General features: G+C 43.4%; 16 protein-coding genes. 3 read left to right on the forward strand and 13 right to left on the reverse strand.

Features of this window, described 5'->3' with window-relative positions:
- Positions 1 to 31 precede the first annotated feature (31 nt).
- The 4 genes from TQ33_RS09070 to TQ33_RS09085 form a co-directional block, all read right to left on the reverse strand.
- On the reverse strand, positions 32 to 556 hold the full coding sequence (locus tag TQ33_RS09070; protein WP_046561771.1) for a hypothetical protein: 525 nt from the start codon (positions 554 to 556) through the stop codon (positions 32 to 34).
- Complete coding sequence (locus tag TQ33_RS09075) at positions 556 to 1,116, reverse strand: RNA polymerase sigma factor (protein ID WP_046561772.1); 561 nt, start codon at positions 1,114 to 1,116, stop codon at positions 556 to 558. The genes TQ33_RS09070 and TQ33_RS09075 overlap by 1 nt, the downstream gene beginning before the upstream one ends.
- A gap of 386 nt (positions 1,117 to 1,502) precedes the next feature.
- Positions 1,503 to 2,510: a DUF2333 family protein gene (locus TQ33_RS09080; RefSeq protein ID WP_046561773.1), complete on the reverse strand. Its 1,008-nt coding sequence runs from the start codon at positions 2,508 to 2,510 to the stop codon at positions 1,503 to 1,505.
- A gap of 27 nt (positions 2,511 to 2,537) precedes the next feature.
- Positions 2,538 to 2,993 (reverse strand): copper chaperone PCu(A)C, encoded by a 456-nt coding sequence (locus TQ33_RS09085; RefSeq protein WP_046561774.1) that lies wholly within the window; start codon positions 2,991 to 2,993, stop codon positions 2,538 to 2,540.
- A gap of 71 nt (positions 2,994 to 3,064) precedes the next feature.
- On the opposite strand from TQ33_RS09085, the gene TQ33_RS09090 reads away from it, so the two are divergent.
- Complete coding sequence (locus TQ33_RS09090) at positions 3,065 to 3,748, forward strand: fumarylacetoacetate hydrolase family protein (protein WP_046562422.1); 684 nt, start codon at positions 3,065 to 3,067, stop codon at positions 3,746 to 3,748.
- Between the two features lie 66 nt (positions 3,749 to 3,814).
- On the opposite strand, the gene TQ33_RS09095 is transcribed toward TQ33_RS09090, so the two are convergent.
- From TQ33_RS09095 to dusA, 5 genes are all read right to left on the reverse strand, one after another.
- The gene (locus TQ33_RS09095) at positions 3,815 to 4,711 is read right to left on the reverse strand and encodes an MBL fold metallo-hydrolase (RefSeq protein ID WP_228640117.1); all 897 of its coding nucleotides are present in this window, start codon (positions 4,709 to 4,711) and stop codon (positions 3,815 to 3,817) included.
- A gap of 143 nt (positions 4,712 to 4,854) precedes the next feature.
- Positions 4,855 to 5,979, reverse strand: a complete 1,125-nt coding sequence (locus TQ33_RS09100) for a phospholipase A (RefSeq protein WP_071841111.1) — start codon at positions 5,977 to 5,979, stop codon at positions 4,855 to 4,857.
- 116 nt (positions 5,980 to 6,095) lie between these two features.
- Positions 6,096 to 8,951 carry a M16 family metallopeptidase gene (locus TQ33_RS09105; RefSeq protein ID WP_084616980.1) on the reverse strand — a complete coding sequence of 952 codons (2,856 nt, stop codon included), beginning with the start codon at positions 8,949 to 8,951 and terminating at the stop codon, positions 6,096 to 6,098.
- 148 nt (positions 8,952 to 9,099) lie between these two features.
- Positions 9,100 to 9,636 (reverse strand): SRPBCC family protein, encoded by a 537-nt coding sequence (locus TQ33_RS09110; RefSeq protein WP_046561775.1) that lies wholly within the window; start codon positions 9,634 to 9,636, stop codon positions 9,100 to 9,102.
- Positions 9,637 to 9,858: 222 nt separating this feature from the next.
- Positions 9,859 to 10,830, reverse strand: a complete 972-nt coding sequence (dusA, locus tag TQ33_RS09115; RefSeq protein WP_144405972.1) for a tRNA dihydrouridine(20/20a) synthase DusA — start codon at positions 10,828 to 10,830, stop codon at positions 9,859 to 9,861.
- An 87-nt stretch (positions 10,831 to 10,917) separates the two neighbouring features.
- On the opposite strand from dusA, the gene TQ33_RS09120 reads away from it, so the two are divergent.
- On the forward strand, positions 10,918 to 11,475 hold the full coding sequence (locus TQ33_RS09120) for a DUF2799 domain-containing protein (protein ID WP_144405973.1): 558 nt from the start codon (positions 10,918 to 10,920) through the stop codon (positions 11,473 to 11,475).
- Between the two features lie 101 nt (positions 11,476 to 11,576).
- Here the strand turns inward: TQ33_RS09120 and TQ33_RS09125 are convergent, their stop codons facing one another.
- Positions 11,577 to 12,125 (reverse strand): carboxymuconolactone decarboxylase family protein, encoded by a 549-nt coding sequence (locus TQ33_RS09125; RefSeq protein WP_046561777.1) that lies wholly within the window; start codon positions 12,123 to 12,125, stop codon positions 11,577 to 11,579.
- Between the two features lie 127 nt (positions 12,126 to 12,252).
- Between TQ33_RS09125 and TQ33_RS09130 the strand changes: the two genes are divergently transcribed.
- Positions 12,253 to 12,852: a TetR/AcrR family transcriptional regulator gene (locus TQ33_RS09130; RefSeq protein WP_046561778.1), complete on the forward strand. Its 600-nt coding sequence runs from the start codon at positions 12,253 to 12,255 to the stop codon at positions 12,850 to 12,852.
- Positions 12,853 to 12,900: 48 nt separating this feature from the next.
- Here TQ33_RS09130 and htpX read toward each other — a convergent pair whose 3' ends face one another.
- The 3 genes from htpX to alr form a co-directional block, all read right to left on the reverse strand.
- Complete coding sequence (gene htpX, locus TQ33_RS09135; protein ID WP_046561779.1) at positions 12,901 to 13,797, reverse strand: protease HtpX; 897 nt, start codon at positions 13,795 to 13,797, stop codon at positions 12,901 to 12,903.
- A 217-nt stretch (positions 13,798 to 14,014) separates the two neighbouring features.
- Positions 14,015 to 14,413 (reverse strand): secondary thiamine-phosphate synthase enzyme YjbQ, encoded by a 399-nt coding sequence (locus tag TQ33_RS09140; protein WP_046562427.1) that lies wholly within the window; start codon positions 14,411 to 14,413, stop codon positions 14,015 to 14,017.
- Positions 14,414 to 14,427: 14 nt separating this feature from the next.
- The gene (gene alr, locus TQ33_RS09145; protein WP_046561780.1) at positions 14,428 to 15,525 is read right to left on the reverse strand and encodes an alanine racemase; all 1,098 of its coding nucleotides are present in this window, start codon (positions 15,523 to 15,525) and stop codon (positions 14,428 to 14,430) included.
- Positions 15,526 to 15,533: the final 8 nt, after the last annotated feature.

Genomic DNA, 15,533 nt, shown 5'->3' on the forward strand with positions numbered 1-15,533 from the left:
GTCTGAACGGCCTAGGAAAATTAGCGTGACTCTATACCACGATCTGACGCAATAACTGACGCTCTTTTTGGTACAGCCAAAATAATCGTTGTTGCAAACGTCCACTCTGTGGCTTTTCAGCTAACGCATGACGATACTGTTGTTGCGCCTGTCGCAGGCTTTCTAGCGATGCCAAAGTCTTAGGCGACACCAGCTGTTCATTCTCATAAACCATATGCCCGAGTTTTGCATAATAAGCCGCATTCGCTTGCTGTAAGCTTTCAATGGTTAACACAAACACTGCAGGCGCTTTAGGCTCGGCTTCTTCTACTTGCGCCACCGGTTGAGAGTTGATAGCTGATGTGTTGCTCTGGTTTAGAAATACCGGCGATAGTGCCGCAATAAATAGTGCGCTCGCAGCAACTGCATAAAGCCACCAAGAGCGTTTCGTTTCTTGCGGTGTACTCTTGGCATCGTCACCAATAGCCTGCTCAATCGCTTGCCAACGGTCCGGCGCCTTCGCCTCACTCGGCAAACTCTGTAATTGTTTTAATAAATCGTTATCGTGACTCATCATTAATTCTCACTCGCAGGATCTAACATCGCTTTCATCATAGAACGGGCACGGTTCAAATGCGCCTTACTGGTACCCGCGGCAATATCCAGCTGCTCACCAATTTCTTGATGGGTCATCCCAACCAAGTCATGCAACACTAACACATAGCGTGCTTGTGCTGGAAGTTGAGCAATGGTTTTCTCAAGATCAATCTGCATGCTGTTGTGGCTGGCAGAAAGGCTTTGTTCAAACTCTCGTTCCCAGTCATGGTCATAAACCAAATCTAAGCTATTTTTACGCTTATCTGCTAGCACCGTATTGACCGCAATACGATGAATCCATGTGGCAAACTGACTGTCCATTTTAAATGACGCTAATGCCTGCCATGCTTTAATAAAGCTTTCTTGCATAAAGTCTTCAGCGCGGCTTCTGCAACCACACATTCTCAAGCACAACAAAAAGATTTGATTTGAGTGGTGACGGTATAAAAGTTCAAACGCACTCACCGAACCTTCCTGCGCTTTTTTTACAAGCCCAAGAATATTATCCGGTTCAATCGTTGTAACTTCAATCGCTGACAAAGGGGATTCTGCATGCTGTTTTCTAGTTAGATGATCATTACAGCAAAAAGGTTTAAACACAAAACAAAAAAAAGCCCCGCATTGGGGAGCGGGGCTAAAAAAGAGTCATTTCTAAATAAAATTGGGGAAGAACATGACTCATTTGGCATCCTTGCCAACTACTATTCAACTTCTATAGCGTACAAAAAGTAATCAACACTGATACTGTAACGAGACTCACGTGAAGTTTTCGTCAAAGCCTAGCATTAATTTAAAATCAATAGGTTAGTTATCTACTGAGCAACTATCTAAGGATGACTAGAGTATAAATTGAACTTTTCAGAAGGGAAAATTAATTGATTCAATGCTCATGATAGAAAAAAGCCATCATGAGCATTATTTAAGTATTAGCCACGTTTGAGCAATTCGATGAGGTCAATGATCGCTGCATTAGCGCGAGATATATAAGATGACATGACCAGTGAATGATTGGCTAAAAATCCAAACTCACTGCCATTCACAATCATCGGGCTCCAAACCGTCTCTTGCGTAGCTTCGAGCTCCATAATGATTTGCTGAAAAGACGCCACCGCATTTTTATCACGAAGAACGCGCTCAAAATCATGCTCGACCGCTTTTAAAAATTGTATCAGCGCCCAAGTTGAACCTCGAGCTTCCCAAAACACATCATCAATCTCCATCCATGGCGTACGAACTGTTACCAGCTGCCCTTTTCCTGTCGATTGCTGCGCTGAAGGATCATTCGCGAGGTCCGTGTTCATACGAGTCCGCCCTACGCTTGCGCTTAGTCGCTGCGAAAGCCCACCCAGTCGCTTACTGACCAAATATAGCCACGACCGTAAATTATCAGCACGAGCATAAAACTGGGTTTCATTATCCGCAGGATCAGCTAATCGATCACGGTAATCACGCAGTAAATCAACGCCTTTCTGGTACTCGCGCTCAGCCCTTGGGAACATCCACTTCTTATGGTGTATGTTAAACGCAGGCTCAGCAAATTTTAGCGCTTCGTCTTCAACTGATTGCGACTGAGAACGACTAATCTCATTACGTAGAACTTTAGTAATATCACGAATTTGAACTAATGCGCCGAATTCATAGGCGGGCATATTGTCCATAAAAACGCTCGGCGGCAAGATATCATTACTTAAATAACCACCACTCTTGTTCAATAGCGACTCAGCAACTTGCGCCACGGTTTCGACGGTGACGTAACCAATCGGTGGTTCACCAGGGAACTCCTGACTCAGCTTTTTGGTATCAACAGGGTCTGGCTCCGAACTCCAGATAAAGGTAAAGACCAGCATCAAAATTAATAATGCAATCAACCCTGCTAGCACCCATGCCCACTTTTTACGTTTTTTCGCCGTTTGTGGCTGAGTATCAAAATTCATGGCTCACCCTAGATCTATTCATTCATGCTATTGATTAGCATCGCGCACTTGAGCGGTAACATCAAGTGACGGCTTGTTTTCAAAGTGTAACCTGATGTTATAACGGTCTGCGCCGTCAGACATATCAAGTCCCATAATCATGACGTGCTTTGCGCCTGGCTCAAAGCTCACTTCTTTGTCGATCACCACCTTACCTAAATGCTCCATTTTAGCCATGTCATTGACTACTTTGGTTTCATGCATCATGACATGACCAGCCTTATCCATCGACACGCCCGTTAGTGTGACCGGACTTCCTGTGTGATTTTTAATGGTCATAAAAGCTGCGGTATTGGTTACGCCAGGTGGCATTTTGCGCACCCAAGCATCCGTAACCTCAATGCCTTCTTTAGGCGCTTCGCTACTGCATGAAAAAAGCGATAGACTGATCAGGCTGATCAAGAAGATAGTTAGAAAAATCTTTCTAAAAAAGTAAGGTCCCATAATTATTCCATTGGCAAACTTGCTTAAAGTCGTTATTGTACGTTGAACTTCCTGCAAACTCTATGCTTGTGATGACAACACTTTTTCCAATACCTGAAGCACCGCTCATTCCAGTACTGGGCAGCGAACTCACCTTCCCTGTCAGACGAATATACTGCGTTGGTCGCAATTACGTGGCCCACGCCAAAGAAATGGGGCATGATGAACGAGAACTACCTTTCTTCTTCACCAAGCCAGCAGATAGTTTAGTCATTAACCCAAAGTCATTAGCTTATCCGCCTATGACCAACGAACTGCACCATGAAGTCGAGCTCGTCATTGCCATTAACAAGGAAGTGGTAGAAGCGGACCAGCATCAGGCTGCCGACAGTATCTATGGTTATGCCCTTGGCATTGACTTAACAAAACGTGATATCCAGAGCGAAGCCAAAAAGAAAGGGCGCCCGTGGGATCTGTCCAAAGGGTTTGATCAGTCAGCGCCAATATCGTCAATCCAGCCAATTGCTGACCTTGAGGAAATTAATAATGGGCTGATAGCCTTATCGATCAATCAGGAAAGTAGGCAGGAAGGTCAGCTTAACCAGATGATTTGGTCACCGTCAGAAGTTATTGCTGAACTGTCGAAGCACGTGACTTTGAAGCCGGGAGACTTAATCTTTACTGGCACGCCGTCTGGCGTTGGCGTTGTAGAGCGTGGTGATAAAGTTGAGGCCAAACTCAATCAAGAATTGAGCCTCGACTTTTATATTGAATAAACGTTAAAAGGTTACATATGGCGTGAAGTGCTTGCTGCTTTTTTATAGCAAACACTTCACCGCTTTCTAAAGACTTTTATAAATAAACGTTATGATTTGATCAGGCTTAATAAAGGCTTGCCCATTTTTCTCATCATACTCCGCACTAGGCTTCGCTTGGATGACCTGTTCAAGGCTCTTGCCTTCCGCTTTTAGACGCGCCACCTTATCTCTAATATTTTTTAGCATAGCAACGTACGCTGTCATATCAGCATAAGTCGCCATAGGTCCATGGCCAGGAATGATCTGAGTGTCTCCATCAGCTAGTGCCAACCCTTTTTCTAACGCTGCAATATAGCCATTAATCGAGCCGCCACTGTCAGTGTCGATAAAAGGGTAGCCAATATTAAAGTATGTGTCACCCATGTGCAGCACATTATCTTTTTCAAAATAGATAATGGCATCACCATCGGTATGGGCATTCGCGACATGGTAAACCCGCATCTTATCGTCGTTTAAGTGCAGACTTAATTCATTGTCAAAAGTTACCACAGGCAATGCCACATCTGGCGAAGCCGGCACTTCCCGCTCAAAGAAAGCCATCACCTGATCGCTAGCCATACGCTTGCGAACATTATCATGAGCAACGATTGTGGCGCCAGCTTGGCCAAAGTTTTCATTACCCCCGGTATGGTCACCATGCCAATGAGTATTAATCACAAACTTCACGGGCTGATCGGTAATGTCATCAATGGCTTGATTAATCTTTTCCGTTAACGGAGCATATTGATCGTCAATGATATAAACACCATCATCACCAACCGATAAACCAATGTTACCGCCTTGACCAAATAAGACATACAGGCCGTCCGACAACTGTTGTGTTTTAATCTTAACTTCTGGGCGCTTCTCGCCATGGGATAGTGCACTGGAGGTCGTAAACACCAACGTTAAACCTAACATTAAACAGGTTTTATTCATCATGATTATAGTATCCCCTTTCATCAATCGTGCTTATACAGTACCACAAGCTCGCATAAAAACAGTCAATTGCAGCAAAATTTGCACCTTAAACAAGAAAGACGCCCATAAGGCGCCTTTTTTAGTAAGGATTCTAAAACAGCACTTTATAACCAGTCCGTTAACACAAACCCAACGCCCAGTCTGTTCACACGGCGGTTATAATCAATCAGGCTTTCACCGTACCCATTAAAGTATTGCACATACCCCCTGAGTTTACCTTCGTCATCAAGCGGAAAGGTCCAATCAAACTGAAATGCTCCTTTGTTATCACTGCGAAGGTTATTCCTCAGCATAATTCCAAAGTTATGTTCGTCCCATTGATAGGCAGAATATAGCTCAAAGTACCCCATATAATCATCAATATCAGGGTTGTCATCACCATCAGGATCAAGCGGGTCTTCTTTTCGATCTTCAGGAATACGCCACCAAGGCTTAAAGGCTAGAACCCATCGGTCTTGTTCAAATGCAAACTCTGTATAAATACGATTCCAACTGCGCGAACCTAAGCCTGAGCGACCATTCGATTGGTGTGACACACCCATTGAGAAATACGGGATTTGCCAACCACCAAGCTGCCAGTCTGTTGCCCATGCGGCAAAAATCTCGGGCTCATGGTTAGTTTCACGGAACGGGCTGGAAACGTCTTTATTATATGCTTGCCAATACGACTGTCCGGTATAAGCAAAAAATAAAGCACTGTTTTCACCAAAGGGCTGCTCCCAGAATGGTGTTTTAAAGCTCACCTGAAACTTCACTTCAATATTATCGACTTGCCTGTCATCACCGGAGTTTTCAAGGCTATCTTGATTCGGTGAATTATTGAACGTTACTGGAAGTAGGTAGTTTGGTTTGTGCGGAATAATCGCAAAACGATTATCACGAACGCGGTACTCCATGCGTAAACGTTTTTTTAGTAAGGCTGAACCTTCTTTCGGGGCTCCGTTTTCACCATCGTCGGAGGCCACCTTCTCTGAGTCACTCTCGTCTGATGTTAGAAGTTCCTTGCTAGGCCGAAAAATCGCTAAATTGCTACGCTTTTCGCAATACTCTTTGATATCTTTGATCGTTGTATCATCATCCGATAACTCAATCCTTTGTAACACACACTCATCATAATCAACACGAGCCTCCTTCTCTGCTTCACTAGCGGCAAGGACTTCACTCGATAATAAGAGTGATGACATTAGCAGGGGCACAGACAAAGGGGTAAATCGAAACGAGTAGCTCATGGGACAGTTCCTTACTTAATTTATGTAAATTGTAGCAAATCGAACCAATTGTTCTATGACAAAAATAAAAAAGGGCCCCGAAAGGCCCTTAATCTTGCTATATTTTACAAACTGACTTACAGCTTGTTGCCCTCGGCATCAACTTCGATAATGTCGTAGCCTAGCTTTTCTAAGCCAGGCATAACCGATGCTTTATCACCGACAACAACAATGATCATGTCATCAAGCGTTAAATGCTTTTGAGCCAAAGCATTCAGCTCTTCAAGCTCAATCGATTGCAATATATCGCTTTGTTCATCAACATAATCTTCATCTAAGTTATAAGCCATGATCTGCCCTAAGAAGCCCAACTTCTGGCGAGGCGTCTCATAATCACGAGCATCGCGTTGACCTAGCGAGTTACGCATAAACTCAAGTTCAGCTTCAGTCATACCGCTGTTATGATAAGCCTTCATTTCGTTCAAGAACTCAATGATAGACTTATCGGTAGCGTCAGTTCTTACCCCAGCAGAAGCTATGAAATAACCATAGTCCTCACTTCCACGGAAGCCCGAACGTGCACCATAGGTGTAACCTTTATCTTCACGAAGGTTGATGTTGATGCGACTGTTAAAAGCACCACCTAAGTTATAGTTCATTAGGTTTACACGGTAATACTCGCCCGTAGCGTCATACGGAAGCGCTCGCTTACCAATACGAATTTCTGACTGAGCTGCACCAGGCTTATCCACAAAGTAGATTGCTTTTTGCAATTCTGGGAAAGGCTTAATTTCAGCCTGCTCCACCTCGCCACCTTCCCATGAACTAAAGCGCTTAAGCTTCGTGCTCAAAACGTCTTTTTCCAAATCGGAAACCGCAACAATAGAGCTAATCGCAGGTGTATAGTAGGTGTTATAGAAGTTTTTAACGTCTTCTAAAGTGATATTGCTAACCGTTTCAATAGAGCCTGACGTTGGGTGTGCAAATGCATTGTCGGTACCAAATAACAACTTCTGATACACATTGCTAGCGACAACAGATGGCTGCTTCGCGGCACTTTTAATCCCTTCGATCGTTTGCTCTTTAATGCGTTTAAAGTCAGCTGGATCAAACTTCGGTGCGCGTAGCTTTTCATTAGCAATTTGCAGAGTACGATCAAGATTTTCTGTTAAACTTTGAATCGTTAGCTGCGTATATTGCTCACCTGCCGAAATGCTCACTGAGCTTCCCAGCTTTTGTAAGATGTTACTTAGCTCTTCATTAGAGTAATTTTCCGTAGCCTCATTCAGCATACTTGCCGTGATGCTCGCCAAACCAATCTTATTCAACGGATCATTTGCAGATCCTGTCTTAATTCTAAGACTAATAGCTGTTGTAGGCGTCTCCTCATTAATGGCACCCAATACATCAATACCATTCGACAGCTCACTACGCCAAATCTCTGGCACTTTAATCGTCGGGTTATCGCCAGCTTCAGGCATCACGCTGCGATCAAAGTCATCTTTAGCTACACGGATATCTAAATCAGCTTCTGTTACTTCTTCATACTCGGGAATATGACGCTCAGACGGTGTCCAAGTATCTTCATGCGCGACCATAGCTTTCATACCCTTAGGTACAACGCTCATAATTACTGCATGTTGATCTTTGACGTACTTTTCATAAACACGCATCACGTCAGCTTCAGTCACGTTTTCATAACGCTCTAACTCTTTTTGAATCAAGTTAGGGTCGCCTTCAAACGTTTGGTTAGCAGCTAACTGAGACACTTTGCCTGACACGCTTTGTAGCCCATAAATCAATTGAGATTTGATGCTCGCTTTAACACGCTCGATATCATCAGCTTTAACACCGCGCTTTTCAAACTCTGCAAAGCTATCGCGAATAGTCGCTTCAAGATCTGCTAAGCCTTTGCCTGACATAGGGTTCGGCAACGCATACAACACAAACTCACAAGCCAATTCTTTACAACCATGGCTAACGCTGCTTTGTACTGCTACACCATTTTTGACTAAGTTCTTATAAAGAATAGACGTTTTGCCTTGCCCAATAATCGACGCCAAAACATCCAGTGGTGCTTCATCAGCATGCAAACGGCTCACTGTTGGGTAAGCCATATACAGTAGAGGCAGTGACACGTTATCTTCTAAAGAAATATAGCGATCTTCATCGAGCTCAACTGTAGCCGGCTTCGGATCCTTTACTTCAGGACCACGCGGGATTGAACCAAAGTATTTCTTAACCCACTCCAACGTTTGCTCTTCATCAATGTCGCCACCGATGGTCAGAGTTGCGTTATTAGGGCCATACCAACGTAGGAAAAACTTTTTAACGTCATTAACGTTGGCACGATTCAAATCTTCCATATAGCCAATAACAGGCCATGAGTATGGGTGACCTTCTGGATATAATGCCTGCGCTACACGCTCACCTAAACGGCCATAAGGGCGGTTATCAACGCGTTGACCACGCTCGTTCTTTACGGTTTCACGCTGAACTTCAAACTTCTTCTGAGTGACAGCATCTAGCAAGAAACCCATACGGTCTGATTCTAACCACAGCATTTTTTCCAACTGGTTAGAAGGTGCCGTTTCAAAATAATTAGTACGGTCTGAGTTAGTTGTACCATTTAAAGTACCGCCTGCTTCAGAAATAATCTTGAAGTGTTGCTCGTCGGCAACATTTTCAGAACCCTGGAACATCATGTGCTCGAAAAAGTGAGCAAAGCCAGATTTACCTATATCTTCACGACCTGAGCCAACATGGTAAGTGACGTCAACATGAACCAAAGGATCGCTGTTATCTTCATGCAAGATAACCGTTAATCCATTATCTAGAACATATTTTTTATATGGGATGACCAACTTATCGTCTTGTTGCTCAACCACCTCAACGAGGCTTACGCCTTCAGTTACTTCTGTTTCTGTTGATGGTGAGGAAGCGCAACCGATCATACCAGCTACTAATATCGTAGTGATTGTTTGTTTAAACATTCTAATCTCCTCCAAAATGGTGGCTTTATTATACAGATAGATACCCAAAAAAGGCTTCAATACATATTTTGATACACTTTTGAAAATACTGATACACAACAAAAAAGCCCCAGCAAATGCTAGGGCTTTTTTATAGAGTAGCTGACAATTATTGTTCTATTTCTTGTTTGAGTGCTTGAAGCCCCTCTTCATAAGTATCTCCTAACATAGAGTCTAGGAAGAAACCGAAATAGCGTCCAACGATGTTATCCCCGAAGTCAGCATCAAAGCTCCAAGTGACTTTGGTTTCTCTTGGGCCAAGTTCTTCTAACTCAAAAGTAGCATATCCAGGGTTAGGATCTTCACCAAATAAAAGCTCGGTTTTGACCAATTTAGGGTAAGTACTTTCAACAATTTCTTGAGAGCCAATACCAACTTGAGCATTATCACTCTCCCAAGACATTTTAGCTCCAACGCCTGAGTCTGGGCCTGAATACTCATACTTCGCTTCAGGATCGAGCTTGTACCACGGTGACCAGCTATTGTAATCATCAAATGAATTTACCTGCTGAAACACCTTATCTTGCGAGGCATTTATCACTATAGAGCGTTCAACATGCGCGTGTTTTGGTAAGAAAAAGCCAACAACAATAATAATAATTGCAAGAACTGCAATAACAATGAATAGATTCTTAAGAAACTTCATAGCTCCCCCTAGAGCAATACAGACCTGATTACTTTAAATCAAAACAATGCAAATGTGCAAGAAATAACCAACCGGAGGACTTTACTCCTGACATTCTTTACGTTTATTCGCCATATGTTGTTCTAGGTAATCTGGGAACTCATCAGGGTAAGTGGGCTTACCAAGTTGCTCACGCTCTTCACGCCAATCGTCAAATAATCGTTTTTGAGATTGCTCTCTTTTCTATTTGAATAGTGTTAAAGCCTCTTCGATCACTTCAAGTCCAGCGCCTTTTTTATACGCATTTTCGCTTAAGTGTCTTCGCCACAACTTGCCTTTTGGCTGTGCATAGAACAGACCAAGAATATGACGCGTCATATGCCCCAGATAAACGTCTTGGTCGAGCTGACTTTGCACATACTGACAAAACTCTTCAGCGACCTCAATTCGGTCGCTGATATCATAGTCTTTACCATAAAAGCGGTTATCCACTTCTGCGAGGAAGTATGGATTATGATAAGCCTCACGACCAATCATGGCTCCATCCAAATGCTGCATATGATCTTCAACCTGATCTAAGGTCGTTACACCACCATTCACAATGATTTCTAATTCTGGGAAATCTTTTTTAATCTGATACGCAACATCGTACTTTAGCGGTGGGATCTCTCGGTTCTCTTTGGGACTCAGGCCTGATAACCATGCTTTTCTGGCATGAATAATAAAGGTTTTAACGCCAGCTTTACGCACCGTGTCGACAAAAGTATGTAGATGCTCATAAGAATCTAGATCATCTATTCCAATGCGCGTTTTTACGGTAACAGGGACTTTGACTACATTCGCCATGGAAGCCATACAATCTGCGACAAGTTGCGGCTCAGCCATTAAGCAAGCTCCGAAGCGCCCATTTTGCACACGGTCACTCGGACACCCCACGTTGAGATTGATTTCATCATAACCATAGTCCTCACACACTTTGGCACAATGGGCGAGGTCCTTCGGATCACTCCCACCCAACTGAACAGCAACTGGGTGCTCCTCGTGGTTGAACTTAAGATGACGCTCTTCACCACCATGAATGATAGCGCCGGTTGTGATCATTTCTGTGTAGAGCACCGCATGTTTAGTGATACAGCGCATAAAACGACGCTGGTGACGGTCGGTCCAATCGAGCATAGGGGCTATACAAATTTTACGGTCTAAGGGTGCTGTCACAATAAATACTTTCTAGGAATTCCAAGTTTGTAGCGGTATTATATGATGCTTTCCGCTCAGACTCTAACTTTGCTCAACAGGAAACTCATGACCAACAGACTTTTTTTAACCGCTATCGTTATCGTCAGCTTGATGTCTGGCTGTGCCACCCTCTCTGAAACAGAGTGTATCTCTGGAAACTGGGAACAAATCGGCTATCAGGATGGTAAATCTGGGCGTGATAAAGACTATATTCTAAACCATGAGTCTGCCTGTATCGAGTATGGCGTTGAATTAGATCGATTAGCTTATGAGCAAGGAAGGCAAGACGGCTTAGAGCGCTACTGCACTTCAAGCAATGGGTATAATAGAGGTGTTCGAGGCAGTCACCCTAATTTAAGTTGTCATGAACAGCAATTTCCCCAGTATTATGACGGTTTATACCAAGGGTACGTGGTTCGTTTCGATGATATCCAGCACGAACTCAGCGAAGCGTATAAAGAACACGACATACTCAGGGAAGTTTATAGACGCGTTGAGGACGAAGAAGAAAAGAAACGTATTGATAACGAGCTAGAAGACCTAAACCGTGAGATCAGCTCACTTGACCGCGAGCTACAGAAGGTTGATGATTTGATTAACCGTTACCGGCCTTATCATCAATAAATAGTCATCAATAAATTATTATAAATAAGTAATCAATCAAAAAGGGGCTTTCGCCCCTGTTTTACATCCAAGACTATTGTTAGCCTCACTATTAAAATGATCTATGGTTTCCAGTCAAACTTTTTAAAAGCATCATCAACGGGCGTTTCCGCAATATGATTCACGTAATTGCTCATCACCTTCTGCGATAGAGCTAAAATAATCTCTAACACTTGTTGCTGACCATAACCTGCTTCATAAAATTTATTTAACTCTGCTTCGCTGATACGTCCGCGGTTTCGAACGATACTTAACGTGGTTTCATGGAGCGTTTGTAGCTTATTGGTAGGCATCCGCTTCTTGTCACGCAATGCTTCGATAAGGCCAGCGTCGACATTCATAGAATGAGCAATACCCGTATGTGCAGGAACACAATAAGTACACTCGTGCTCAACGTTAATGGTTTGCCAAACCACCGTCAGTTCATCTGCATCAAATGAGCTGTTTGCAAACAATTCATGAAGCGTTTGATAACCTTCTAAAATACCTGGAGACTCAGCCATAACCGCATGTAAGTTAGGAATCATACCGTATGCTTTCTGAGACTTTTCTAATAGTGGCTTACTTTTTTCTGGCGCTGAATTTGTATCATGAAACTTAAAATTACTCATGTTTCCTCCAGTAAATTTGTAGCTTTACAACGAAATAATAATCTAGTGGTTTCAATATAACTGGATTTGAACGATCGTTCAAGCTAAAATTGAACAATCGTTCAAGAAATAAGTGTGGGGCATCACAATGACAAAAACAGCTAGATTTGACCGTCAAACCGTGGTCGAAAAAGCCACACATTTGTATTGGGCAAAAGGCTTCCATGCAACATCTATGCGCAACCTACAAGACGTGATTGATATGAGGCCGGGCAGTATTTATGCGAGTTTCGGCAGCAAAGAAGGGTTGTTTAAGGAAGCCCTACAGTTTTACGCAGACATGAGCCTCAATCAACTTGCAGACTGTACGGCAAAAACGCAGTCTCCGATTCGCGCTCTTAAGACGTTTTTCAACAGCGTCGTCATTGATAGTCGCCGTAACGCTCCGAGCAACATGTGTATGTTGGTTAAAACGATCTCAGAACTGACCGATGATAATCGTGAATTATTATTTGAAGCAAAGCGATTACTCTCAACCATAGAGCAATCCCTTCAAGGAGTTCTGGATACCGCAAAAGATTGTGGCGAATTAGCAGAGGATGAAGATACCGCTCGGTTAGCTCGCTACTTACAGATGCAGTTAATGGGGCTTCGGACTTACGCGAGAACCAGCGATGATGAACTGACTGTTTCATCGATGATTGATGACATATTCAATAACAAAACATTCTTGTTAAAGAATCATTAATAAAAAAGCGAGCTCGAGGCTCGCTTTTTTATCATTTAGAATAAGGTCTTATCGGTTTTTTAAGGCTGCAATCCTCGCATCAAGCGGCGGATGAGACATAAATAAGTGACCAAACTTCTCTTGGAATGAACCAGTACGGCCATTCTTCAAGCCGAATGCAGTGAAAGTTTCACCCATATCTGACGGCATATTGTATTCCGCTTTCAGCTTTTCCAATGCGCCAATCATGGCTGTCGAACCTGCTAACTGAGCACCCGCTTCATCTGCACGGAACTCGCGACGACGTGAGAACCACATCACCACCATGCTGGCTAAAATGGTCAGAATAATCTGCGCGATCATCACAGAAATAAAGTAACCAATACCATGGCCTTGCTCGTTCTTTAAAATTACACGATCGACGAAATGACCAATGATCCGCGAGAAGAACAATACGAAAGTATTCACTACGCCTTGAATGAGGGTTAATGTCACCATATCACCGTTAGCGACGTGCCCAATTTCATGAGCCAATACCGCACGGACCTCATCGCGATTCATGCGCTGTAACAGTCCTTCACTAACCGCAACTAATGACTTGTTTTTGTTCCAACCCGTAGCGAATGCATTCGATTGTGGCGAAGGAAAAATACCAAGCTCAGGCATACCGACACCAGCATCTTTGGATAAGGATTCCACGGTGCTGACTAACCATTGCTCCGTTTCGTTTTTCGGCTGGTCAATCATGCGAACATGCATAAATTTCTTGGCCATCCACTTTGATGCCAATAGCGAAATGATTGAACCGGCAAAGCCGATAACAGCACACCAAACTAATAGCGCCGTTAAATTTAAGTCAACGCCATTCTGCGCCATGATGCTATCGAAGCCAAAGAAACTTAAAACAGCACCAGCCAATAACAAAATTGCAAAGTTGGTTAATAGAAACAAACCAATTCTTAACATCGAAGTCTCCAAAAAGATCAATTAACTGTATTAATTATGGGGGTAATGAGGGGAGATACAAGTGAATTTCGTGACCAGCGCTTCAACAATTTGTAAATATTCGTGTCTAGCTAGATCAGATAATTAAAAATCAATAGCTTAACAAGCCAGTAACAACCTAAGATGACGATGATCGATAGCAGTACCCACTTCCACTTCGGTTGATACTTCTTCATTTTCAAACGCTTATGTGAACAACAACCTTCCGGTTTTGAGATTGATGACGATGTTCCCACAGGTAAATGCCCTGCCAAGTCCCCAGCGCTAGTCGACCATCAACAATAGGAATGCTTAAAGAAACATTGGTTAAGATAGCCTTGATATGCGCAGGCATATCATCAGGCCCTTCCATGGTATGGGTATAGAGAGGATCATTTTCAGGAACCAACCGGTTGAGCCAATTTTCCAAATCGACCCTAGCGCTAGGATCGGCATTTTCTTGGATGGTTAAACTACAAGACGTATGTTTTACGAACAAATGGCACATCCCAGAATCAACATTTTGCTGATGAACCCAAGATTCCACTTTATTGGTAAATTCGTAAAGTCCCTGCCCTTGAGTTGAGCAGGATAACATTGTTTGCTTCTCCACTACTGGTCTCCTAAACTTTGCTGCCCGCGGTATTCAAAATGAACGCGCCCGGTTACTCCACAGCTCAAGGTATAAGGAATCGTATCGGCATGAGCAGCCACCACTTCCGCGGGTAATTCTTTACCCCACAGCACAACTCGATCACCAATCTTATCATTATGCTTAGCGCCTAACTCAACCGCTAACATGTCCATTGAGACGCGTCCCACCAACGGTACGGTGCGTCCGTTAACCCAAACAGGCGTGCCATTTTTAGCATGACGCGGGTAACCGTCGCCATAACCGATAGCGACCAAACCTATCATCGTGTCTTTTTCTGCAAACCAATGACGTCCATAGCCTGTCGACTCACCTTTCTTAACATGCCTAATCGACATGATTTGCGATTCAAGATTCATGACTGGCTGTAAACCATAGTCAGCCCCAGTCGTACCCACCATTGGCGAGCAGCCATATAACACTAACCCTGGACGCACCCAATCAAAGTGCGCATCGTGTGCTTCTAAGATTCCAGCAGAGTTCGCCATAGAGCGCTCTAAGATTAAATGCTTTGTGCTTTTCAGAAAGGTTTTCAGCTGTTGGTCAGTAAAACAGTCTTTAGGATCATCAGCACTAGCAAAGTGCGACATCAACCGAATCGGTTTGTTTATACACTCAACTTTAGCTAAGTCTTTTTCAATCTGTGGTAGCTCTTCGACCTTAAACCCTAGGCGATTCATGCCAGAATCAATTTTAAGCCAGATGTTCAGCTTCTTATTGGTTTCAAGTCTTTGTAAGGCTTCAATTTGTGGGCTGTGATGCACCACCAAATGTAAATCGTTATCGACGATTTTAGGCAGCTCTTTTTCCTCAAAGAATCCCTCGAGTAATAAGATCGGTTGTTTAATTCCTGCATCACGAAGCGTATAAGCTTCAAGCGGAGTTGCTACAGCGAACATTTCAGCATCGGGCAGTGCTGTTGCGATATGCGCCAAGCCATGCCCATAAGCATCCGCTTTAACCACTGCAATAACGCGACTGTCGGATGCTATCCGTTGAATGGTTTTGAAGTTATGACGCAGGGCATCGAGATCGATAATAGCCTTAGTCGGACGCATAGGGCCTC

The sequence above is a fragment of the Kangiella geojedonensis genome (assembly GCF_000981765.1).
Taxonomy (GTDB): Bacteria; Pseudomonadota; Gammaproteobacteria; order Enterobacterales; family Kangiellaceae; genus Kangiella; species Kangiella geojedonensis.